At 67.3% G+C, this 22323-nt stretch carries 18 protein-coding genes; 5 read left to right on the plus strand and 13 right to left on the minus strand.

The genetic code is table 11. The features are described from left to right. Positions 1 to 47: 47 nt before the first annotated feature. From E7V67_009005 to E7V67_009030, 6 genes are all read right to left on the minus strand, one after another. Positions 48 to 2114 carry a S9 family peptidase gene (locus E7V67_009005; GenBank protein ID WUR15225.1) on the minus strand — a complete coding sequence of 689 codons (2067 nt, stop codon included), beginning with the start codon at positions 2112 to 2114 and terminating at the stop codon, positions 48 to 50. 133 nt (positions 2115 to 2247) lie between these two features. Beyond that, positions 2248 to 3357 (minus strand): catalase family protein, encoded by a 1110-nt coding sequence (locus E7V67_009010; protein ID WUR15226.1) that lies wholly within the window; start codon positions 3355 to 3357, stop codon positions 2248 to 2250. 216 nt (positions 3358 to 3573) lie between these two features. Beyond that, positions 3574 to 4857 (minus strand): Glu/Leu/Phe/Val dehydrogenase, encoded by a 1284-nt coding sequence (locus E7V67_009015; GenBank protein WUR15227.1) that lies wholly within the window; start codon positions 4855 to 4857, stop codon positions 3574 to 3576. Between the two features lie 216 nt (positions 4858 to 5073). Further along, positions 5074 to 6033 (minus strand): LysR substrate-binding domain-containing protein, encoded by a 960-nt coding sequence (locus E7V67_009020; GenBank protein WUR15228.1) that lies wholly within the window; start codon positions 6031 to 6033, stop codon positions 5074 to 5076. Between the two features lie 187 nt (positions 6034 to 6220). Further along, positions 6221 to 7495: an MFS transporter gene (locus E7V67_009025; protein ID WUR15229.1), complete on the minus strand. Its 1275-nt coding sequence runs from the start codon at positions 7493 to 7495 to the stop codon at positions 6221 to 6223. Beyond that, positions 7492 to 7947 (minus strand): MarR family winged helix-turn-helix transcriptional regulator, encoded by a 456-nt coding sequence (locus E7V67_009030; GenBank protein WUR15230.1) that lies wholly within the window; start codon positions 7945 to 7947, stop codon positions 7492 to 7494. Before E7V67_009030 ends, E7V67_009025 begins: the two co-directional genes overlap by 4 nt. A 131-nt stretch (positions 7948 to 8078) precedes the next feature. On the opposite strand from E7V67_009030, the gene E7V67_009035 reads away from it, so the two are divergent. Continuing rightward, a complete protein-coding gene (locus tag E7V67_009035; GenBank protein ID WUR15231.1) occupies positions 8079 to 8582 on the plus strand; it encodes a DUF882 domain-containing protein in 504 nt (167 codons plus the stop codon). Between the two features lie 61 nt (positions 8583 to 8643). On the opposite strand, the gene E7V67_009040 is transcribed toward E7V67_009035, so the two are convergent. From E7V67_009040 to E7V67_009060, 5 genes are all read right to left on the minus strand, one after another. Continuing rightward, on the minus strand, positions 8644 to 9369 hold the full coding sequence (locus E7V67_009040) for a M23 family metallopeptidase (protein ID WUR15232.1): 726 nt from the start codon (positions 9367 to 9369) through the stop codon (positions 8644 to 8646). A gap of 20 nt (positions 9370 to 9389) precedes the next feature. After that, entirely contained in the window at positions 9390 to 10361 is a 972-nt protein-coding gene (locus E7V67_009045; protein WUR15233.1) for a L,D-transpeptidase, read from the minus strand. Positions 10362 to 10473: 112 nt separating this feature from the next. Next, positions 10474 to 11949, minus strand: a complete 1476-nt coding sequence (locus tag E7V67_009050) for a DEAD/DEAH box helicase (protein ID WUR15234.1) — start codon at positions 11947 to 11949, stop codon at positions 10474 to 10476. Positions 11950 to 12295: 346 nt separating this feature from the next. Then, positions 12296 to 13087 (minus strand): enoyl-ACP reductase FabI, encoded by a 792-nt coding sequence (gene fabI / locus E7V67_009055; GenBank protein ID WUR15235.1) that lies wholly within the window; start codon positions 13085 to 13087, stop codon positions 12296 to 12298. A 247-nt stretch (positions 13088 to 13334) separates the two neighbouring features. Beyond that, the gene (locus E7V67_009060) at positions 13335 to 14711 is read right to left on the minus strand and encodes a transglycosylase SLT domain-containing protein (GenBank protein WUR15236.1); all 1377 of its coding nucleotides are present in this window, start codon (positions 14709 to 14711) and stop codon (positions 13335 to 13337) included. A 300-nt stretch (positions 14712 to 15011) separates the two neighbouring features. Here E7V67_009060 and E7V67_009065 point away from each other — a divergent pair, with 300 nt between their 5' ends. After that, entirely contained in the window at positions 15012 to 15572 is a 561-nt protein-coding gene (locus E7V67_009065; protein WUR15237.1) for a DUF1415 domain-containing protein, read from the plus strand. Beyond that, positions 15572 to 15766, plus strand: a complete 195-nt coding sequence (locus E7V67_009070; GenBank protein WUR15238.1) for a DUF1289 domain-containing protein — start codon at positions 15572 to 15574, stop codon at positions 15764 to 15766. Before E7V67_009065 ends, E7V67_009070 begins: the two co-directional genes overlap by 1 nt. Positions 15767 to 15871: 105 nt before the next feature. Here E7V67_009070 and E7V67_009075 read toward each other — a convergent pair whose 3' ends face one another. After that, positions 15872 to 16162, minus strand: a complete 291-nt coding sequence (locus E7V67_009075; GenBank protein ID WUR15239.1) for a hypothetical protein — start codon at positions 16160 to 16162, stop codon at positions 15872 to 15874. Between the two features lie 2 nt (positions 16163 to 16164). Next, positions 16165 to 16671, minus strand: coding sequence for a DUF1993 domain-containing protein (locus E7V67_009080; GenBank protein ID WUR15240.1), 507 nt, complete (start codon positions 16669 to 16671; stop codon positions 16165 to 16167). Positions 16672 to 16870: 199 nt separating this feature from the next. Here E7V67_009080 and E7V67_009085 point away from each other — a divergent pair, with 199 nt between their 5' ends. Both E7V67_009085 and E7V67_009090 read left to right on the plus strand, forming a co-directional pair. Continuing rightward, complete coding sequence (locus tag E7V67_009085) at positions 16871 to 20023, plus strand: EAL domain-containing protein (protein WUR15241.1); 3153 nt, start codon at positions 16871 to 16873, stop codon at positions 20021 to 20023. A 15-nt stretch (positions 20024 to 20038) separates the two neighbouring features. Then, complete coding sequence (locus tag E7V67_009090; protein WUR15242.1) at positions 20039 to 22306, plus strand: xanthine dehydrogenase family protein molybdopterin-binding subunit; 2268 nt, start codon at positions 20039 to 20041, stop codon at positions 22304 to 22306. Positions 22307 to 22323: the final 17 nt, after the last annotated feature.

Consider the following 22323-nt stretch of genomic DNA (forward strand, 5'->3'; position numbering starts at 1 on the left):
ACATGAATACCGGGGACAGGCTGAGACAGGTGCCTGTCCCCAGGGGGTTACTTCTTCAGATGCTCATCGAGCCAGCCGATCACGGTGTGGTGCCACATGATCGAGTTGGCGGGCTTCAGCACCCAGTGGTTCTCGTCCGGGAACACCAGCAGCTTGGACTTGATGCCGCGGCGCTGCAGGGCGCTGAACGTGCCCAGTGCCTGCGCCGTCGGGATGCGGAAGTCCAGGTCGCCCTGGATCACCAGCATCGGCGTCTTCCACTTGTTCACGTGGTGGACCGGGTTGAACTTCTCGTAACCTTCCGGGTTGTCGTAGTAGGTGCCGCCGTTCTCCCATTCGGTGAACCACAGTTCCTCGGTGGAGTACGCCATGCCGCGCTGGTCGAACACGCCGTCATGGTTGACGATGCACTTGAAGCCGTCGCTCCAGTTGCCCTCGATCCAGTTCATCATGTAGCCGCCGTAGGAGGCGCCCAGCGCGCAGGCGTTGGCCGTGTCCAGCCACGGGAACTTCTGGGCCGCGGCCGCCAGGCCCTTCTTCAGGTCCTCCAGCGGCTTGCCGCCCCAGTCGTTGCTGATCGAGTCCGTGAACGCCTGGCCGTAGCCGGTCGAACCGTGGAAGTCGATGAACACGGTGGCATAGCCGGCGCCGGCGTACACCTGCGGGTTCCAGCGGTAGCTCCAGGAGTTGCCAAAGCTGCCCTGCGGGCCGCCGTGCACCAGGAAGGCGACCGGATACTTCTGGCCCGGCTGCGCGTTCCAAGGCTTCATCACGTGGCCATACACCGTGTCGCCGTTGGCGCCCGTGAACGAGAACTGCTCGTACTCGCCCATGCGCACGTCGGCCAGGCGGGCCGCGTTCAGGTTGGTCAGCTGCACGCCGGTCTGTTCGCCGGCGGTGCCGAGCGCGCGCTTGTACAGCTGCGCGCCGCCGGACAGCGACGCGTGCGCCAGCACGACCGTGTCGCGGCGCGTGTCGAAGTCGGCCACGTAGCCCTTGCCCGTCAGCGCGCTGACCTTGCCGCTGGCCGTGTCGATGGCGAACAGGCGGTGCTGGCCGACGTCGTCGGCATTGGCCAGGATCGCCTTGCCGTCCGCGCGCCAGCGGTAATCGGCGATCGAGCGATCCCAGTTCTCGGCCACCACGCGCTTCCTGCCGCTGGCGACGTCCTGCAGCACCAAGTGGAAGCGGTCGGCCTCGAAGCCCGGCCGCTTCATGGCCAGGTAGGCCAACGTCTTGCCGTCCGGGGAGAACTGCGGTTTGGTGTCCCAGGCCGGATTGTCCGCCGTCAGGTTGCGCGGCGCCGCGCCGCCGGCGGCCGGCACTTCATACAGGTCGAAGTTGGTGGACCAGGCCTCGCTCTTGCCGGCCACGCGCACGGCAAACACGACGCGCTGGCCGTCCGGGCTGAAGGCGTATTCGCCGCGGTCGCCGAACGGCTTCGACGTGACGTCGCCATCGAGGGTGCCGGACAGGCTGACGGGTACCCCGGCGGCCTTGCCGGCCGCGTCCAGCGGCACCGTGTACAGCACGTTGCGGCGGCCGTCGGCCCACGTATCCCAGTGGCGTGCGAACAGCGCGTCGTAGACCTTGCCGGTGGCCTTGTTCTTTTCCTGCGCGTCGGCGCGCTGCTTGCTGCAGGCCAGGTCGGCGCAGTCGCGGAACACGGCCAGGGTGACGGCCAGGCGGTCGCCCTTGGGCGAGACGCGGAAGCTGTCCACGCCCAGCGGCAGATCGGTGACCTTGACGGCTTCGCCGCCGTTGGCCGGCAGGCGCCACACCTGCGGCGAGCCGGAACGGCTGGAGGTGAAGTAGATGGCGTCGCCGCTGGCCGACCACTCCGGGTCGGTGGCGCTGGCGTCGTGCGACGTCAGCTGCTGCGGCGCCGGCCTGGCGGCACGCAGGTCGATCATCCACAGCTGCGTGTTGCCGCGGTTTTTTTCCAGGTTGGTGCTGCGCACGGTGTAGACGACGCGGGTGGCGTCGGGCGACAGCACGGGGCTGCCGACCCGTTCCATCGTGGCCAGGTCTTCGACGGTCAGGCCGCGCGGCGCGGCCATGGCACTGGTGGCGGCCGCAAGCGCGGCGCCGGTGACCAGCAGGCGTAAGGTCATTCGGTATCTCCGATCGGTCGGCGCCGCGACCGGCCTTCGTGGGACCCGTGCGCGCCCGGTTATAGGAAAACAGCCGGTGCGCCGTCGGTTGACGACGCACCGGCTGGCGCGCATTGTAGCAAGTCGGCCGGGCTCACGGCCCGAAGGGCAGCTCGTCCAGCGAAGCCGGTTCGACGGTCGGGGCGCCACGGCGGCGCGCGCGCAGCCGCGCCGACATCTCATAGGCCGCCTTGCGCACGCGGTTGACGGAACCGAGCGGGCGGTGCGCCGCCAGCCCGTGCCACGGGGTGAACGACAGGCCCTCGTCGATGGCGGCGGACAGCGCCTCCGTCCAGCCGGCTTGCGGTGGCGCGACCAGGCGCGCCACCGGCACGTACGGACTGACGCTCTCCGGCCATTCGGCCGCCGCGTCCTCGATCGGCATCTCCTCGATGTTGGTGCACAGCTGCACCCGCAGCTCCCACTCGCCGCCCTGTTGGGCGAAGTAGTCGCACACGGCCTGGCGCAGCGCATTCGGGGTTCCTTTTACGTCCAGCGGCTCACCGTGCAGCTGGGTCAACCCGACGGCGACGGGCGCCAGCGCGACCTTGGCCATGTACGGCCCGTACAGGATCGGCGTCTGGCTGTAGTAGGTGTCGCCCAGCGGGTGGGTGGCGGGATGGCCGCCGATTGCCTTCAGCGCGGCGCTGTCGGTACCGCCGCGCTCCAGCAGTCCCTCGGCCTTGCGCAAGGCGGCGGACAAGGTACGCTTCAGCGCGGGCGCCTTGTCCGTGGTGGCGGCCAGCATCTTCAGGCCACCCAGGAAGGCCTTCGGCCCGGCATTCAGAAACGTGGTGGCGTTGACGAGCACGAAGTCCTGCGTGCTGTCGTGCTCGCTGCCGGGCAGGCGCTCGCCGCGCACGCCGAGCACCTTGACGGCCAGCCCGCGCGGCGTGGAGACGCTGTCGGCCAGCACGTCGCCCGGCGTGGTCGACAGGCGCAGCACGACCGGGTAGCTGCCGGGCTGGGCGAACAGGCCCTGCGCCAGCGTGCGCGGCAGGCCGGGCGCCACCCGCAGCTCGGCCTTCAACAGGCCGTGGCTTTTCGCGTGCACGCTGCGCAGCGGCTTGCCGCTGTCGCGGAAGGTAGTGTCGGCGATGCCGTGCAGCACGTCGAGCAGCTCGGCCTGCGTGTCGCCTTCGTACTCCTCGAGGATTTCAAAACGCGGATCGTATTCGATGGGTGGTGGGGTGGAGGCAGGCATGGCGGTTCCCTCGCTGGTGGTGGAACGCGCATTGTCGAACGGTCAAGGGCGGCTGTCTGTGGGCCAGCCAACCCTGGAAAAAAACACGCGGCAGCGGATGGGCTCCACTGCCGCGTTGTCTCCTCCGTGGCAGGCCGCTCGGGGGCGGCCCGTCTTCTTCTGCGAGGACGGTGCGGGGACCGTACCGGAACAGGCCGGGACAGTCCCGGTCTGTTCTTACGGGTACAGGCCGCGCACTTCGCGTGCCTGCAGCACGCGGGTGCAAGCGAGGATGAAGGTCGCGGTACGCAGCGACACCTTCTTCTCCTGCGCCACCTCCCACACGGCGTTGAACGCGTCCTGCATGATGCGGGTCAGGCGGGCGTTGATCTCTTCCTCCGACCAGAAGAAGCTGGAGAAGTCCTGCACCCACTCGAAGTAGGAGACGGTGACGCCGCCGGCGTTGGCCAGCACGTCCGGCACCACCAGGATGTCCTTGTCGTTCAGGATGTCGTCCGCTTCCGGCGTGGTCGGGCCGTTGGCGCCCTCCAGGATGATCTTGGTGCGGATCTGCGGCGCGTTGGCGGCCGTGATCTGCTGCTCCAGCGCGGCCGGGATCAGGATATCCGACTCGATGCCCCAGAACGCGTCGCGGTCCAGGAACGCCTCGGCGCCCGGGAAGCCCTTGACGCCGCCCGCTTCGGCCACGTGCTTGTGCAGCAGCGCCACGTCCAGGCCGCCCTGGTGCACCACGGTGCCGGTGTGATCCTGCACGGCGACGACTTTCGAGCCTGCCTCGGCGAACATCGTGGCGGCGACACCGCCCACGTTGCCGAAGCCCTGCACGGCGACACGGGCGCCGGCGATCGAGACGCCGCGCTTGGCGGCCGCTTCGCGACCGACCACGAACACGCCGCGGCCGGTGGCTTCGCGGCGGCCCAGCGAGCCGCCCAGCGAGATCGGCTTGCCGGTGACGACGCCGGTCGACAGGTTACCTTCGATCATGGCGTACGAGTCCATCATCCAGGCCATGACCTGTTCGTTGGTGTTCACGTCCGGTGCCGGAATGTCCTTGGTCGGGCCGATGATCAGGCTGATCTCGCTGGTGTAGCGGCGCGTCAGGCGCTGCAGTTCGCCGCGCGACAGCGTCTTCGGATCGACGCGGATACCGCCCTTGGCGCCGCCGTACGGCACGTTGACGGCGGCGTTCTTGACCGTCATCCACGCCGACAGGGCCATCACTTCGGACAAGGTCACGTCCTGGTGGAAGCGCACGCCGCCTTTACCCGGGCCGCGCGACATATTGTGCTGCACGCGATAGCCTTCGAAGTGGGCGATGGTGCCGTCGTCGCGCTCGATCGGCACGTCCACGGTCAGGATGCGCTTGGGACGCTTGAGCGTCTCGACCCAGCGCGACAAGCTGCCCAGGTGGGGCGTGACGCGGTCGATCTGTTGCAGGTACTGGCCCCATGGGCCGAGATCTTCGGCGTTGAGGTAGGAAGGCAGTGCGTGGTTCGTCATCGTTTCGGCTCCTCGTTATGGGACGCCGCAGCCGGTGGCGCGTCGTGTGCGCCACCGCTCCGCGGTCGTCCTCGTTACGCCGCGCAGGTAGCGGGGCGCTGGACGGAGCGAATCTTAGGTCCGTTTGTCACGGATGAGCCAATGCCGCTTGCGCATCCGGCTATGCAAAAAATGCATAACGTGGCGGAGGTAGCGATACCAGTGCCGGGTGCGCGGTCAGCGCTCGGATGCGGGCACGCGGCGCTTCTTCGACGCCGGCTGCAGCCGCTCGGCGAGGAAGTCCCACAGTTGCGCGACGATCGGCTTGCCGGGCCGGCTGGCGGAAGGGCGTTCGCGGTACAGCCGGATCTCCATCTCGATCTCCCAGTTGCCGCCGGCATCGGCGCGCGCCAGCAGCTTCTGCTTCACTTCGCGCGTCACGGCCGATTCGGGCAGGAAGGCGATGCCGCGGCCTTCCAGCGCCATCATCTTCAGGCCCTCGGCCATGTCGGTCTCGTAGCGCTTGTCCAGGTGCAGGGCCGGCTTGGCATCGGCCAGGATCAGGTCCACCATGCGGCCCAGGTAGGCATTGGTGGTGTAGGACAGGAAGGGCAGCGGCGCGCTCTTGCGGCCGGGCAGCGTGAGTTCGGGCTGGCGTGCCTTGTCGCAGCGGGCGTAGGCGCGCAGGGCTTCGCGGCCCATCACCAGCATGTCGTAGCGGCCCGGGTCCAGCTGCACCGGTTGGCGCGGATGGTGGTAGCACAGCAGCAGGTCGCAGCCGCCGTCCACCAGTTGCAGCACGGCGTCGTGCACATTGAGCGCCATCAGGCGGCTGTTGATGACGCCGAACTCCTGCTCCAGCTGGGTGATCCACTTCGGCACGAAGGTCAGCGACAAGGTGTGCGGCACCGCCAAGTCGATCGTCGTGCGCGTGGCCGCGCGCTTGTGGCGCAGCAGCTCGCGCACGCCGTTGATCTGGCCCAGCATCTCCAGCGCCTGCTCGTAGAACACGACGCCCGCGGGCGTCAGGCGCGTGGGGAAGGTGGTGCGGTCGATCAGGTCCGTGCCCAGCCAGTTTTCCAGCGACTGGATGCGGCGCGAGAAGGCCGGCTGGGTCACGTGGCGCAGCTGCGCCGAGCGGCTGAAGTTGTTGGTCTCCACCAGCGAAATGAAATCCTCCAGCCACTTCGTTTCCATGCTTGCTTCCTGTACGGTCGGTCAGGCCGTCATTCTAGCGGCTGGCGCGGGCAAGGACGAAGCAACGGCCGGGCCCGTGTCGCACCTCGGGGTCAGGCACAAAAGCTGACACGAGCTCGGCTGTTAAGCCGATGAGCCCGTGTCAGCAATCGTGCCTGACCCCATTGTTGACACGGGCTGCGCTGTATTAGCCCGGCTGGCCGGTGGGCGGCTCCAGCGCGACGGTGCGCATCGGCGTCCACAGCCAGGCCAACATGGCGCAGGCGACCAGGATGGCGCCGCATGCGGTGAACAACGTCGCCAGGCTCATGTACTTGAGCAGCCAGCCCGTGGCGGCGGCGGACAGCGGTGCCAGTCCCATGAAGATGAACAGGAAGATGCTCATCGCCCGGCCCAGCATGCGCGGCGGTACGCGGCGCTGGATCCACGTGAAGATCGCCACCTGCAGGAAGCCGCCGATCACGCCAAGCGGCGCCAGCAGCGCGCCGCCTTGCCAGGCCGCGTCGATGGCGCCCAATGGCATCAAGAGCAGGCCCGCCAGCGCGTCGCCTGCCAGCAGCAGCGCGCCGAACGGCACGGCCTTCAACTTCGGCAGCAAGGGGGCGGCGGCCATGCCCAGCAGTGTGCCGGCGCCGTGTACTCCGATCAGCACGCCAAAGGCTGGGGCGCTGCGCAAGGTGTCGCTGGCCAGCAGCGGCAGCGCCACCTGCAGGGCGCCGCCGACGAACAGCGACACCAGGCCCCAGTACAGGAAGCAGGTGCGCAGGGAGACGTCGCGCCAGACCATCGCCAGGCCGTCGCCCACCGCCCGCAGCACCGGCTCATGCGCGAGCGCGCCGCCATCGGCCGGCAATGGCAGCATGCGCACCTGTGCCAGCGTCCATGCGGACAGCACGAAGCTGAGGCAGTCCACCGCGAAGGCCAGCGCCAGCGCGCGCAGGTCGGCGCCAGCGCCGGCAGGGCCGGAGGACAGCGCCAGCAGCAGCGCCGCCAGCAGCGGCCCGGCCAGCATCGACAGCTGGCGCAGCCCCATCAGCATGCCATTGGCGGCCGGCAGCAGCGCCGGCGGCACGGCACGCGGCAGCATCGCGGTGCCCGACGGCATGGCGAACGCCTGCGCCAGGCCGATGCCGAATGCCAGCACGTAGATGACGGGCAGCGTCGCCTGGCCGCGCCAGGTCAGCGCGGCCAGCGCGCCCAGCAGCACGACGCTGGCATATTTGGACAGCATCATCACACGCTTGGGCGAGTAGCGGTCCACCAGTGCGCCGCCCAGCAGGATGAAGACGGCCCGCGGCACGCTCATCAGCGCGATGACGAAGCCCAGCGCCAGCGCGTCCCCCGTGACCTGCAGCACCAGCCAGGGCAGGGCGATCATGGTGAACTGGTCCCCCACCAGCGACAGCACGCTGCCGCTCATCAGCCAGCGCAGGTTGGGATCGCGCCACGCGGCGGCGCTCATGCCCCCGGTCCTGCGATATTGCCCAGCACCAGCGTCAGCGCATCCAGACCGTCCTGCGGCGCATGGCGCAGCAGTTCCGCACAGGTCTCGCGCGCCGTCAGCATGGCGTTGTCGAGCAGCTCGTGGCCGGCCGGCGTGATGGCGGCAAAGCCCACGCGGGCGTCGCGCTCGTCCGCCAGCCGCGCCACCAGCCCGGTTTTCTCCAGCGGCAGCAGCGTACGCGTGACGCCGGATGCGGTCAGGCCCTGGCGCTCGGCCAGGTCGACGCGGCGCAGCCGTCCGCCCGGCGCCTTCGACAGGTGCTGCAGCAACATGAAGTCGCCGAACGACAGGCCGTGATGGCCGCCCAGCACCGTGTCGAGCCGGCGGATGATGGTGGCATGGGCGCGTGCCAGGCGCAGGCAGAAGTCCAGGGCGGCGTTTCCCGCCGGGTTGGCTTGATCGATGCTCATCGGTTATCCTTGTGAGGTGCTTGAGTGATCAAGTATAACGCAGCTAATTTCCGCGCGCCACAAAAACATCGATCAGCGGACGGGAGTATCATGACGCCATGGACAATCGCAGATCATTTCTCAGAAAATCCGTGGCCGTCGCATCCGCCTTGAGCATGCCGGCCCTGGCGCGGGCCGCTGTGGCGGCACCGCACGAGCGCAGCCTGCGTTTCTACAACACGCACACAGGCGAGACCCTGCGCACGCTGTTCTGGGCGGAAGGTCAGTTCATTCCCGAAGCGTTGCAGGACATTAACAAGTTGCTGCGCGATCACCGCAGCAACACGATCGCGACGATCGACCCGGAGCTGATGGTGCTGGTCAACAAGGTCAGCGCCCAGTTCGGCAGCAACAACGTGATCCATATTATTTCCGGGTATCGCTCGCCGGAAACCAACCAGAAGCTGGCGGCTGCCAGCGGCGGCGTCGCAAGGCACAGCATGCACCTGGAAGGGAAGGCCATCGACCTGCGCATCCCGGGCGTGGATTTGCGCCAGGTGCACAAGGCGGCGCTGGCGCTGAAGGGTGGCGGGGTCGGGTATTACCAGGACTCCCAGTTCGTCCATATGGACACGGGGCGGGTGCGGCACTGGTAATGGAACCCATGGTGTCAGGCACCCATCAACCGCTCTCCGACCGGTGCCTGACACCGGTGCTTCAGCGGCTGGGCGCCGCGCCCGTCATGTAGGGAAACGGATTGACCGGCGTGCCCTGCCACCAGTTCTTGTCCGCCCCCAGCTCGAAAATGGCGAAGTGCAGGTGCGGTGCGTTCGGGTCGGAGTTGCCGGTCACGCCCACGTAGCCCACCATCTGGCCACGGCGCAGTTGCTGGCCTTCCTTCAGGTCCGGTGCGTAGCTGTCCAGGTGGGCGTAGTAATACGCGTATTTCTCGGACGGATCGAACTGGTACACCGTCAGCCCGCCTTGCTTGCTGTTGAACAGCTTGACGACCTTGCCGTCCGCGACGGCCAGCACGGGCGTGCCCTTGACCGCCATGATGTCGAGCGCCTCGTGGCGCCGTTCGTTGCCGCGCGGTTGGTTGTAGGTATCCGTCAGCTCTTTCGCGCTGACCCCGGCCACCGGCACCAGCAGTTGGCCGATGGCTGGCTTGACGTTCATGTCCACGCTGGTCGCGGCCGGAGAAACGGGCGCCGGCGGCACCACTTCCGGCAGCTCGCCGGGCGGCAGCGGCACGCCGCCCGCGTTGGCATTGGCAGGTGCCGCCGCAGCAGGTGCGGCCGCTGGCGGCGCCGTGGCGGGCGCCGGCGTGACAGCCGGGCCCGGTGCGGGCGTGCCCGTCGCGGCGACGTCACGCCCCAGGTACAGCACGGTGCCCACGACGCCCAATACGATACCCAGCAGTAAAGTCAGCAGCCATTTCATCGTGCGCTCCTCTCAAGTGATCAATCCTGCAGGATGACGGGGAAGCCCGGCCCGACCATGTCCGCCACCTTGGCGGCGTCCCAGTTGGTCAGGCGGATGCAGCCGTGCGACTCCGTCTTGCCGATCATGCCGGGCTCGGGCGTGCCGTGGATGCCGTAGTGCTCCTTCGACAGGTCCATCCACACCACACCGACCGGATTGTTCGGGCCCGGCTTGATCATCGCCTTGCCTTCGCCCGGTTTGGCGTCCCAGAACAGTTCCGGGTTGTAGCGGTAGTCGGGATTGCGGCCCACGCCGTTGATCTTCCACTCGCCGATGGGCAGCGGATCGTGTTCGCTGCCCGTGCTGGCGGGAAATTGCGCGACGACCTTGCCGGCCGTATCCACCAGCGACAGCGTGCGATCCGACTCGTCCACCACGATGCGGGCGGCCGGCGGGATCGGCCCGGCCGCGTGCACGTTCGGCACGATGATCTGTTCGCCGACGCGGTTGAAATCCTTGCCCGGGTTGAGCTCGCGCAGCAGCTTCGGGCTGGCGTGGAAGCGTTCGCCCAGCGCTTCGTCGATGCTGGCGAATCCCAATGCCGGCAGTTTCGCCTTGTCCGCCATCGATTCCGGCACGGGGCGGTAGGGGCCCTGCACGTCGGCGTCGGTAATCGAGTAGGTGGCGAGCACGGGTTGGCGGTCTTCCAGCGCCGCCAGCGTCTGCGGGTCCAGCTTGCCGGTCGCCGCCAGGCCGCGCGATTTCTGGAAGCCCAGCAGCGCATGTTTCATATTGCTGCCGTACTGGCCGTCGATCTGGCCCGCCGAGAAGTGGGCGCGGTCCAGCAGGATCTGCGCGCGCAGTTCGGGTGACTCGGCGGGCGTGGCGGGTACCTGCGGCTGGGACGGCGCGGCCTGCGGCGGCGCCGCCTGGACGGGCGGCTGGGGTTGGACTTGCGCGGCCTGGACCAGCGGCGTGGCGAGGAGTAGGGTGAGGAGTGTCTTGTTCATGCGTCCAGTGTGCCCCCACTCAACAGCGCACTCTGTACGGCAGCGAACGTAACAACGGCCGCCCGGTTGCCCGGGCGGCCGTTGTTGTCATGCCATCGCTACTGACGCTGGATCAGCGCTCGCCCCACGGGCGACGCGGTGCTTCCGAACGTGGCGCGGCGCTGCCTTCACGACGGAAGCTGTCGCCATCGCGACGGAAACCGCCGCCTTCCTTGCGGAACGGCTGGCCTTCCGAGCGGAATGGCGTGCCTTCGCTGCGGTAGTGGCCGCCGCCTTCACGCGGCGCGCCCGGCTTGCTGAAGCTGCGCTGGCCCGGCTTGCCGCCGCGGCCTTCGCCTGGCTTCCAGCCCGGACGGGCGGCCGAACGCGGTGGCGCGCTGCGCTTCGGCTCGAAGCCCTCGATCACGTTGACCGGGATCGTCTGCTTGGTGAAGCGTTCGATGCGCTTGACGTTCATGCCTTCGGCATGGTTCACCAGCGAGATCGCCAGGCCGTTGCGGCCGGCACGGCCGGTACGGCCGATGCGGTGCACGTAGTCTTCCGGGAACTTCGGCAGGTCGTAGTTGAACACGTGCGTGATGTTCGGCACGTCGATGCCGCGCGCCGCCACGTCGGTGGCGACCAGCACCTTGACGTTGCCGCGGCGCAGGCCATCGAGCGTACGGTTACGCGCGCCCTGGTGCATGTCGCCATGCAGTGCGGCGGCCGAGAAACCGGCGATGTTCAGGCGGTCGGCGATCGTGTCGGCATCGCGCTTGGTCGCGGTGAAGACGACGGCCTGGTCCAGCGACTCGTCGCGCAGCAGGTGATCGAGCAGGCGGTTCTTGTGCGACAGGTCGTCGACGAAGTGCACGCGCTGCGTGATGTTCTCGTGCTTGTTGGCGGCCTGCATGATCTGGATGACCAGCGGGTCTTTCGTGATGCGGCGCGCCATGTTGCCGACCACGCCGTCCAGCGTGGCCGAGAACAGCATCGTCTGGCGATTGTCCGGCGTGGCCGCCACGATCTTCTCGATATCGTCGATGAAACCCATGTCCAGCATGCGGTCGGCTTCGTCCAGCACCAGGATCTGCAGCTGGGAGAAGTCGATCTTGCCCGATTCCATATGGTCGATCAGGCGGCCCGGCGTCGCCACCAGGATTTCAGGGTTGCGCGACAGCAGTTGCATCTGCTTCGGGTAAGGCATGCCGCCCAGGATCGAGACGGCCTTGATGCGGCGCAGGTTGACGCTGTACTTGTCGGTATTCGTGGTGACCTGCAGAGCCAGCTCGCGGGTCGGCGTCAGCACCAGCATCTTCGGCTGGGCTGGCTTGAAACGTGGACGCTCGCCGCGTGCGAACGCGGCCTGCTTTTCCTGGTTGGGGGTGCGACCCTGCGCAGCCGCCGGCTCGCTGTCGGCGAGGCGGTGCAGCGAAGGCAGCATGAAGGCCGCGGTCTTGCCGGAGCCGGTTTGCGAGGACACCAGCAGATCCTTGCCCGCGATCGCAGCCGGAACGGCCTGCTCCTGCACGGGCGTCGGCTTGGTGTAGCCGGCGTCGAGGAGGGCTTTCAGGATGGACGGGTTCAGACCTAGTGCTTCAAAACTCATGTATATCTTTCGTAAAAATCAGCGTTCGTGCAAAAACGCAGAACGCAACATAGCAACGCCAACCAAACGAAATGACTCTAAACAGCGAGAATAGAAATTTCGGCACAAAAGCTTTGCGCCGGGACGGTGTCAGACATCGACACACTTGGGCGGGGGGCTTTTAATAAGCGTCATCCGGCGGTATCAGTCGACCCGGTAGGGATGCGCGAAGGCTTGCGAAGCTGCTTTGTTGTTGTATGTTGTTGGTACATCGCGCGCCGCCTGTTGCAGCGCACAAACAACATCATACCTGAAATTACGTCACCCTGCACGCTTATCTGAAGCGTGCAGGGTGACGTTCGTGCAGTTACTGATAATCGCTGGCGTTCAGGCCCATGACGTGGGAGAAGCCGCCATCGACGTAGATGATGTCGCCGGTGATGCCGGAGGCCAGGTCGGACAGCAGGAAGGCGGCCGTGTTGCCCACTTCCTCGATGGTTACATTGCGGCGCAGCGGCGCGTGGCTGGCGGCAAAGCCCAGCAGCTTGCCGAAGTCCTTGATGCCGGACGCGGCCAGCGTCTTGATGGGGCCTGCCGAGATGCCGTTCGAGCGGATGCCTTTCTGGCCCAGGTTTTCCGCCAGGTAGCGCACCGATGCTTCCAGCGAGGCCTTTGCCAGGCCCATCGTGTTGTAGTAGGGGATCGCACGGACGGCACCCAGGTAGGACAGCGTCAGCAGCGACGAACCTTCCTTCAGCAGCGGCAGCGCGGCCTTGGCCATTGCCGGGAAGCTGTAGGCGGAGATGTCGTGGGCGATGCGGTAGTTCTCGCGCGTCAGGCCGTCCAGGAACTCGCCGGCGATCGCCTCGCGCGGCGCGAAGCCGATCGCGTGCACCAGGCCGTCTAGTTGCTGCCATTCCTTGCCCAGGTCGGCAAACAGCGCGGCGATCTGCTCATCGCTGGAGACGTCGCAGTCGAACACCAGTTTGCTGCCGAACTCGGCGGCGAACTCCGTGATGCGATCCTTGAAGCGGTCGCCCACGTAGGTGAACGCCAGCTCGGCGCCTTCGCGCTGGCACGCCTTGGCGATGCCGTACGCGATCGAGCGGTTCGACAGCAGTCCGGTAATGAGGATTTTTTTGCCTTGCAAGAAAGCCATGTTTACTCCAGTTGCCTACGGCGTGCCGGGGCGGCCGCCATCAGTGCAGGTTGTTGTTCTAATTGGTAAAAAAGGACGCGCCAGGCGCGCCGCTCCCACTACCGCAAGTCCGAGATTGTATGATCTGAATGGCAGGGCTGCAAGCTTGGCAATGCCATTATCGGGCGCGCAGCCTGCGCCCATGCGGGTTGCAAAAGAAAAGGCCGCGCCACCGGTGCGGGGGCGCGGCCTTGCTCGCGGCAAAAACTCAGTTGCGCGTGCGGCGCGCCTTGCCGGCATCGGCACGCGACACACGGGCCTTGACGAGCTTGATCGGCGACTTCGTGTTGCTGCTGCCGGCCTTGGCCTGGCGGTAATTGCTGCGCTTGGTCACGCGTTCGGTCGTGTCGATGGCGACCGTGGCGTTCTCCGCGATCTCGGCCGGAATGTCGACGTTGGCGCTGGTCGACAGCTTCGGTACCAGGATGGTCGAGCCGGCCTTCAGCACGCCGCGCGAGGGGATATTGTTGGCCTGGCGGATCACATCCGGCGTGGTGCGGAATTTCGACGCCAGCGAGGCGATCGATTCGCGTGCGCCAGTGACCTTGTGGGTGGTCCAGGTGGACAGGGCGCGGCCCCACTGGGCCAGGTTCAGGTGGAACTTCTCCGCGTTTTCCTTCGGCAGCAGGATCTGGGTCTGCTCGCCGCCCGTGATGACGGGGCGCTTGAACTGCGGATTCAGGGCCTTGAATTCGTCGACCGACAGCTCGGCCAGCTGGGCCGCGATGGTCAGGTCGATGTCGCTGGTCTTGTCCACGGCCGTGAAATAGGGCTCGTTGTGAATCAGCGGCAGGGTCTGGCTGTAGCGGGCCGGGTTGGCCACGACGTTCTTCAGCGCCTGCAGCTTCGGCACGTAGTTGCGCGTTTCCGCCGGCATCAGCTCGGACAGGCCCTCGAAATCGGTCGGCTTGCCGGCCGCGCGGTTCTTCGCGATCGCCTTCTGGACGGAGCCTTCGCCCCAGTTGTAGGCGGCCAGCGCCAGCTGCCAGTCGCCGAACATGTCGTACAGGCGCTGCAGGTAGGTCAGGGCGGCATCCGTCGAGGCCAGCACGGAGCGGCGGTCGTCCTTGAACGCGTTCTGCTTCAGGTTGAAGTCACGGCCCGTGCCGGGCATGAACTGCCACATGCCGCCCGCGTTGGCGCTGGAGACGGCGGTGGGATTGAAAGCGGACTCGACGAACGGCAGCAGGGCCAGCTCGGTCGGCATATTGCGCTTTTCCAGTTCCGACACCACGTGGAACAGATACAGCGAGGCGCGCGCGCTGGCGCGGGCCATGTAGTCGGGCCGCTCGGCATACCAGTTGGTGTGCTTGGCGACCAGCGAATTGTTCAGGTCGGGAATGGCATAGCCGGAACGGATGCGGTTCCAGACGTCCGTTTCACGGAACGCGTCTTCCGCGGCGGTGGCCTTGGCGACGTTCTTGGAAGGGGAGGCGAGTTCGGGTGCAGGAGCCTTGGCGGCGGGGGACAGCGGGATCAGCGGCAGGTTGGCGCGTTCCGCGGAGGATGCGGATTCGACCGCCTGGCCGATCGCCGGAGCCGCGATGATCAGCGCCGCCAGCAGGGGGGTGTACTTGAGTCGCATAGCATTCCATTGTTGTCGTCGATGAAGATCGGACAGGACTTCGAGGCGAAAGTTGCATTGCCTTGAAGGAACCTTCCGGACGGACTACCAATTTAAAGGTGGAGTGTACGGACGTTGTCGGGTCGCCGTCAAGAAATATGTCGGCACGGTTACAAAAAACTTTGGCAACATGGTTGCGCAAAAATAGCCGATAGATATGCGCGAGATAACAAAAGAAGACGGAAGATGGCGAAACGACAGGGTTGTGCGTAAAATGCCCGCTTGCCTGTCGCACGGCGCTGTCCAACAAGGAAGTTTCCCATGAGTACCCCCAACATCGACCATGCCGCAGCCATTGCCGCGACCGAACAATGGCTGGAAAAGGCCGTCATCGGCCTGAACCTGTGCCCGTTCGCCAAGGCCGTGCACGTCAAGAAGCAGATCCGCTACGTGGTGTCGGACGCCACCACGCCCGAGCAATTGCTGGAGTTGCTGATGGACGAGCTGCAACTGCTGGCCGACACGCCGGCCGAGCAGATCGACACGACCCTGATCATCCACCCTGGCGTGTTGACCGACTTCGAAGACTACAATGAGTTCCTCGACGTGGCCGACGCGGCGCTGGACGATATGGAGCTGGTGGGCGAGCTGCAGGTCGCCAGTTTCCATCCGGACTACCAGTTTGCCGATACCGACAAGAACGACATCGGCAACTATACCAACCGTTCGCCGTACCCGACGCTGCACCTGCTGCGCGAGGACAGCGTGGAGCGCGCCGTGGCCGCTTTCCCGGAGGCGGAAGAGATTTTTGAAAAGAATATCGAGACGATGGAAAAGCTGGGCCACGACGGCTGGGACAAGCTGTTCCCGCAGGGGAAGTGATGGCGGACCAGGATTTGCCGGAACGCCCGGACACGCCGTGCGTGGCCGTCTGCTCCACCACGTTCGACGAAATCTGCCGCGGCTGCGGCCGTACTTATATCGAGGTGGCACACTGGGTGTCGATGACGGCCGAGCAGAAGGAGGTCGTGTGGCAGCGCATCACCGCGCAAGGATATCCTCGCCGCAATGGCTGATGGCTGGGGTCTGTCCCCAGCGGGGACTGACCCCGAAGTCTGGTCGCGTATCGATGCGCTGGCAAACTTCGGGGTCGGTCCCCTGTGGGGACAGACCCCAATACCTCAGCCGTCCGTGGCCTCGCTCGGGTCGCCATACTCCAGCGCAAACTGCCCATCCTCGGTCGGCGTGGCGATCACCGCCCGCCGCACCCAGCGGCCGTCGACCCGCGTCAGCAGCGCTGCCGGCGGCGGCACGTTTTCCTCGTCGTCGAGCGCCGCGGCATCGGCCCACTCATACGCCACGCCCTGGGTGACGTCGCCCGACTCCCGGATCAGCGCGTCGGCGCGGCGGCCCAGCGTGGCCAGGTCGGCGAAGCGCTCGTCGGCGCCCAGTTCGGAAAGAATGTAGAGCATGCTTACCAGCTCCCGATGAAGTCCTTCTTGCCGATGTCCAGGCCGTTGTGACGCAGGATGTCGTAGGCGGTGGTCGCGTGGAAGAAGAAGTGCGGCAGCGCGTAGTGCAGCAGGTAGGTCTGGCCGTCGAAGTGCCTGGTCTTGTCGCCGCTGCCGGTCGTGATGGCGCGGCCGGCACTGCCTTCGATCTCGTGTTGCGGCAGGCTGTCCAGGAAGGCCAGCGTGCGGGCGATGCGCTGCCGCAGGTCGGCGAAGCTCTTTTCGGTGTCCTCGAAGGACGGTACTTCCTGCCCGGCCAGGCGGGCGCCCGCGCCCTTGGCGAAGTCGGCCGCGATCTGGATCTGGCGGATGAACGGCAGCATGTCCGGATACAGGCGATACTGCAGCAGCGCGGCCGGGTCGATCTTCTTCGCCTCGATGTGGGCCTCGGCCTTGGCCAGGATCGCGGCCAGGCTGTTCAGGATCTGGCGGAAGACGGGAACGGACGCGGAATACATGGAAAACGACATGACGGGGCTCCTTGAAAGAGTGGCGATCATAACAAGTTCCCCGCCACCGTGCCGGCTGGCGTTGTCAGCGCGCCCCGTAGAGGCCGCACTCGGGCCCCGCACGGGTGACTGCGCCGGCCCTTTCCGTGCATAATTGCACGACGAAAACAACACATCCTCTCTCCGCAATGCCTCCGAAACCACCCGGCTGCCGAACTGCATGACCAACACGCCACATCGCAGCGTGCGCGAGCGGCTGTCCGCGCTGTACGGCTCGTCGATCTACGGATCGCTGCTGCTGGTCGTGCTGGTGGGCCTCGTGTTTCCCGCCATCGTCGGCAGCTACTTGCTGATCGGGGTGCGCGAGCACCAGGCCGCGCGCACCGCGCTGAACGAAGCGCTGCAGCGCAACGCCGACATCCTGGCGCTGGGCATGCAGGAATCGTTGTGGAACATGAATGCCGATTCGGCCCAGTTGCTGGCCGAATCCGTCATGCGCGACCGCTCGGTCGTGCAGGTGGCGGTGACGGGGCAGGGCGATACGCCGTTCATCCACCTGGCCGCGCCCGCGCGCGCACTGGGCAATGTGGTGCGGGCCGAGCGCGACGTCAACGTGCGCGGCGAACGCATCGGCCATATCGTCGTCGAGATGGACGACGCCCGCAGCCGCCAGGAACTGCGCGGCAAGCAGCGCTCGACCATCTTCGTGCTGGCGGCCCAGCTGTCGGTGTCGTTGGTCCTGATCATTTTGCTGCTGAACCGGCGCGTCATCCAGCCGCTGCGCAAGCTGATGCGCTTTTCGTCACGGCTGTCGCAGGGTGACTTCGAGACCCGGCTGGACGTGCACGGCAGCGACGAACTGGGCCGCCTGGGCAGCCAGCTCGAAACCACCCGCGCCGCCATCCGCCGGCTGTTCGACGACGTGCGCCAGCGCGAGGAGCGCTTCCGCACCATCGTCACGCAGGTGCCCGGCGCCGTGTTCCGCTACCGGCCGGACGGGCCGATCGAATTCGTCAGCGACGCGATCGAGGAAATCTCGGGCTACACGGCCGCGCAGCTGATGCGCGGCACCACCCATGCGTGGGTCAACCTGATCACGCCGGAGGACCGGCGCGCCCAACGCCACGCCGTCAAGCAGGCCATCGCGGAAAACCGGCCGTACGAGTCGGAATACCGCATCGTCGATGCCACCGGCACGCAGCGCTGGGTGCTCGAGGTGGGGCAGCCGCAGATCCCGGCCGACGGCAGCTCGCCGTGGGTGGACGGCATCCTGTCCGACATCAGCGAGCGCAAGGACAACGAGATGCGCATCGAGGCGCTGCTGGCCGAGCAGAGCGCGATCCTGGACAACGTGATGTTCGGCGTCAGCTTCGTGCGGCACCGCACGATCATGTCCGTCAACCGGCGCTGCGAGGAGCTGTTCGGCTACGGCCCCGGCGAGATGGTCGGCAAGTCGACGTCGATCTTCTTCCCGAACGAGGGCGACTTCGAGCAGGCCGGCGCGCGCCAGTATCCGACCCTGGGCCGTGGCGAGTACTTCAGCGAGGAGCGCCAGTACCGCCGCCGCGACGGCAGCCTGTTCTGGTGCCTCGTCAGCGGCTGCGCGATCGACCAGAACCGCCCGAACGACGGCAGCATCTGGGTCTACGCGGACGTTACCGAGCGCAAGGAGGCGGAAGAGAAGCTGCGCCTGTCGGCCACGGTGCTGGAGCACATCGGCGATGCCGTCATGGTGGTCGACGCCAGCGGCCGCATCGTCGCCGTCAATCCCGCCTTCACGCAGATCACCGGCTACACCGAAAGCGAGGCGCTGGGCCAGGACCTGTACCTGACGCGCTCGAGCCGCCACGACGATACGCTGCGCGAGGAGCTGTGGCGCGAACTGGTCGAGACCGGCTACTGGTACGGCGAGCTGTGGTGCGTGCGCAAGAACGGCGAGCAGTTCCTGCAGGAGCTGACCATCACCGCCGTGCGCGGCACGGCCGACGCGCCCGCGGAAAGCGACGACGACCACGCCAGCGCGCCCGTCACGCACTATGTCGCGGTGTTTTCCGACATCACGCAGGTCAAGCAGTCGCAGGAGAAGCTGGACCACATGGCGCACCACGACCCGTTGACGCAGCTGCCCAACCGGCTGCTGTTCAACGACCGCCTGCAGCACGCGATCGACCGCGCCGCCCGCACCGGCGACCAGCTGGCGCTGCTGTTCATCGACCTGGACCGCTTCAAGACGGTCAACGACACGCTGGGCCACCATATCGGCGACGAGCTGCTGGTGCAGGTGGCGCGCGCGCTGGCCGGCAAGCTGCGCGACGGCGACACCCTGGCGCGCCTGGGCGGCGACGAGTTCGTCGTGCTGCTGGAAGACGTCGAGGGCCAGTACGGCACCACCCTGGTGGCCGAGAAGCTGGTGACGATGTTCGAACAGCCGTTCCTGGTGGCGGGCCACGAGCTGTTCGTCACGTGCAGCGTGGGCGTCAGCCTGTACCCGCACGACGCGACCGACCTGAACATGCTGATCCGGAACGCCGACGTGGCGATGTACCAGGCCAAGGCGCGCGGCCGCAACGGCTACCGCTTCTATGCGCCGGAGATGAGCGGCGAGGGCGTGGCGCGGCTGCAGCTGGAAACCTACCTGCGCCGTTCGATCGAGAAGGACGAGATCTTCCTGCACTACCAGCCGCAGGTGGAGATCGACACGGGTCGCCTGATCGGCGTGGAAGCGCTGGTGCGCTGGAACCACCCGCAACTGGGCCTGGTGCCGCCGTTCCGTTTCATCCCGCTGGCCGAGGACACCGGCTTCATCAACCAGCTGGGCCAGTGGGTGCTGGGCGAAGCCTGCCGCCAGATGGTGCGCTGGCAGCAGGCCGGCCTGGACGTGCCGAAGATCGCCGTCAACCTGTCGGTACGCCAGTTCGAGCGCGGCACCATCGTCGACGTGGTCGGCGCCATCCTGCGCGAGACCGGCCTGGCGCCGCACCGCCTGCAGCTGGAAGTGACGGAGTCGCTGATCATGAACACCGGCGACGCGCTGGCCTACATCAACGGCCTGCACGCGATCGGCGTCAGCCTCGCCATCGACGATTTCGGCACCGGTTACTCGTCGCTGGCCTACCTGAAGCAGATGCCGGTGCAGACCCTGAAGATCGACCGCTCCTTCATCAAGGACATCTCGACCGATGTCAACGACGAAGCCATCGCCATCGCCATCATCCAGCTCGGCAAGAGCATGAACCTGTCCGTCATCGCCGAGGGCGTGGAGACGGACGAGCAGGCCGCCTTCCTGCTGCGGCATGGCTGCAACCGTGCGCAGGGCTACCTGTACAGCCGCCCCGTGGCGCCGGACGAACTGCTGCGACACTGGCAATCCTAACCTGGACCGATACCGATGCTTGGACCCAAGAAGATCTCGCGCCGACGTTTCCTGCTGAGCGGTGCCGGCGTGGCCGGCGCCCTGCTGGTGGGCTGGGGCGTGGCGCCGCCGCGCCAGCGCCTGAAGGCACAGGCGGCGCTGCCGGTGGCGCGCGATGCCGTCGCCCTGAACGGCTGGGTGGCGATCGCGCCGGACAACACCGTCTCCATCGTCGTGCCGCGCGCCGAGATGGGGCAGGGCGTGCACACGGCGCTGCCGATGCTGCTGGCCGAGGAGCTGGACGTGCCGCTGGCTGCCGTGCGGATCGCCCCGGCGCCGCAGGACAAGATCTATGCCAATCTCGCCGTGATGCGCGAGAACTTGCCGTTCCATCCGGACGACACCGGCTACACGAAGGCGGCGACGCAGTGGGGCCTGGCCAAGGTGGCGCGCGAGCTGGGGATCAACCTGACGGGCGGCTCCTCCAGTGTCAAGGACCTGTGGCTGCCGATGCGCGAGGCCGGCGCCACCGCGCGTGGCCTGCTGATCGCGGCTGCCAGCCGGGCCTGGAAGGTCGCGCCGGAGCAGGTGCGCAGCGCGGACGGCTGGCTGTACCACGACAGCAGCGGCCGCAAGGCCAGCTATGGCAGCCTGGCCGCGGCCGCCGCGCAGGAAACCCCGTACGAGGTGCCGCTGAAGGAACCGCACGCGTTTCGCCTGATCGGGCGCGCCCAGCCGCGCCGCGACGCCCGCATCAAGAGCGACGGCACGGCGCGCTTCGGCATCGACGCGCGTCCCGAAGGCATGGTGTATGCGGCGCTGCGCATGGCGCCGACCATCGGCGGCACCATTGCCGGCATCAACCCCGCCAGCGTGCTGGCCATGCCGGGGGTGCTGAGCGTGATCGATTTTTCCGGCGCGCTGCGCGGCCAGACGGGCGCGCAGGCCGGCGTGGCGGTGGTCGCGCGCACGTTCTGGCAGGCCAGCCAGGCCGCGGCCGCGCTGGCCGTGCGCTGGGAGGCCGGGCCGCACGCGGCGTTGTCCACGCAGGGGCTGTTCGACGGCCTGGCCGCGGCGCTGGACGGCGACGACGAGCATGTGTATCACAGCCGCGGCGACCTGGAACAGGCCGGCACCGGCGCGCGCGTCATCCGCGCCGAGTACCGCGCGCCGCTGCTGGCCCATGCGGCGATGGAACCGGTCAATTGCACGGCCCAGGTCAGCGGCGGCAAGGTGCGCCTGTGGCTGTCCACGCAGGCGCCGTCGATCGTCGTCGCCATCGCCGCGCAGGTGGCGGACGTGGACCCGGCCGACGTCGAGCTGCACGAGCACCTGCTGGGCGGCGGCTTCGGCCGGCGCCTGGAAGGGGACATGGTGGCGCAGGCCGTGGCCATCGCGCGCGAGTGCCAGGGCCGTCCGGTGCAGATGATCTGGTCGCGCGAGGACGACGTCATGCACGACGTCTACCGGCCGGCCGCGCTGGCGCGCTTCCAGGCCACGCTGGACGCGGCCGGCACGATCCTGACGTGGCAGTGCCGCGCCGCCAGCGGCGCGCTGGGGCACCAGTTCGCCCGGCGCAATCTGGGCCTGCCCGCGGGCGGGCCGGACAAGAGCACCGTCGAGGGCGTGTACGACATGCAGTACGAGATCCCGCACCAGCGCATCGCCCACGTGGCCGTGGACACGCCCGTACCGCTGGGGAACTGGCGCTCCGTCGGCCACTCGCAGAACGCCTTTTTCAAGGAGAGCTTCATCGACGAGATGGCCCATGCGGCCGGCAAGGACCCGGTCGCGCTGCGCCGCGCGATGCTGCTGGAGCACCCGCGCGACCTGGCCGTGCTGGACGCGGCCGTCAAGCGCGCCGGCACGCCGCCGCCGGGCCGCGCGCACGGCGTGGCGCTGCACCAGAGCTTCGGCTCGATCGTGGCGCAGGTGGCGGAAGTGTCGGTCGAAGGCAAGGAAATCCGCGTGCACCGGGTGGTGTGCGCGATCGACTGCGGCCTGGCCGTCAACCCGAACCTGGTGGCGCAGCAGATGGAATCGTCCGTCATCTTCGGCCTGTCGGCCGCGCTGGGCGGGGAGATCACGATCGAGGACGGCAAGGTCGAGCAGACCAATTTCGGCGACTATCCGGTGCTGCGGATGCACCAGGCGCCGATCGTCGAGACCATCATCAACCTGTCCACCGAACCGCCCGAAGGGGTCGGCGAACCCGGCGTGCCGCCGGTGGCGCCGGCGGTGGCCAATGCCGTGTTCAAGCTGACCGGGCAGCGCTTGCGCAGCTTGCCGCTAAGATTGGCGTGAACCGAACGCCTCAGGGT

This window comes from [Empedobacter] haloabium (assembly GCA_008011715.2).
In the GTDB taxonomy this organism is placed as follows: domain Bacteria; phylum Pseudomonadota; class Gammaproteobacteria; order Burkholderiales; family Burkholderiaceae_D; genus Rugamonas; species Rugamonas haloabia.

Excerpts from the sequence above, each read along its gene's own strand:
- E7V67_009005 (WUR15225.1), bottom strand. The coding sequence starts at position 2,114 with ATGACCTTACGCCTGCTGGTCACCGGCGCCGCGCTTGCGGCCGCCACC.
- E7V67_009010 (WUR15226.1), bottom strand. The coding sequence starts at position 3,357 with ATGCCTGCCTCCACCCCACCACCCATCGAATACGATCCGCGTTTTGAA.
- E7V67_009015 (WUR15227.1), bottom strand. The coding sequence starts at position 4,857 with ATGACGAACCACGCACTGCCTTCCTACCTCAACGCCGAAGATCTCGGC.
- E7V67_009020 (WUR15228.1), bottom strand. The coding sequence starts at position 6,033 with ATGGAAACGAAGTGGCTGGAGGATTTCATTTCGCTGGTGGAGACCAAC.
- E7V67_009025 (WUR15229.1), bottom strand. The coding sequence starts at position 7,495 with ATGAGCGCCGCCGCGTGGCGCGATCCCAACCTGCGCTGGCTGATGAGC.
- E7V67_009030 (WUR15230.1), bottom strand. The coding sequence starts at position 7,947 with ATGAGCATCGATCAAGCCAACCCGGCGGGAAACGCCGCCCTGGACTTC.
- E7V67_009040 (WUR15232.1), bottom strand. The coding sequence starts at position 9,369 with ATGAAATGGCTGCTGACTTTACTGCTGGGTATCGTATTGGGCGTCGTG.
- E7V67_009045 (WUR15233.1), bottom strand. The coding sequence starts at position 10,361 with ATGAACAAGACACTCCTCACCCTACTCCTCGCCACGCCGCTGGTCCAG.
- E7V67_009050 (WUR15234.1), bottom strand. The coding sequence starts at position 11,949 with ATGAGTTTTGAAGCACTAGGTCTGAACCCGTCCATCCTGAAAGCCCTC.
- fabI (WUR15235.1), bottom strand. The coding sequence starts at position 13,087 with ATGGCTTTCTTGCAAGGCAAAAAAATCCTCATTACCGGACTGCTGTCG.
- E7V67_009060 (WUR15236.1), bottom strand. The coding sequence starts at position 14,711 with ATGCGACTCAAGTACACCCCCCTGCTGGCGGCGCTGATCATCGCGGCT.
- E7V67_009065 (WUR15237.1), top strand. The coding sequence starts at position 15,012 with ATGAGTACCCCCAACATCGACCATGCCGCAGCCATTGCCGCGACCGAA.
- E7V67_009070 (WUR15238.1), top strand. The coding sequence starts at position 15,572 with ATGGCGGACCAGGATTTGCCGGAACGCCCGGACACGCCGTGCGTGGCC.
- E7V67_009075 (WUR15239.1), bottom strand. The coding sequence starts at position 16,162 with ATGCTCTACATTCTTTCCGAACTGGGCGCCGACGAGCGCTTCGCCGAC.
- E7V67_009080 (WUR15240.1), bottom strand. The coding sequence starts at position 16,671 with ATGTCGTTTTCCATGTATTCCGCGTCCGTTCCCGTCTTCCGCCAGATC.
- E7V67_009085 (WUR15241.1), top strand. The coding sequence starts at position 16,871 with ATGACCAACACGCCACATCGCAGCGTGCGCGAGCGGCTGTCCGCGCTG.
- E7V67_009090 (WUR15242.1), top strand. The coding sequence starts at position 20,039 with ATGCTTGGACCCAAGAAGATCTCGCGCCGACGTTTCCTGCTGAGCGGT.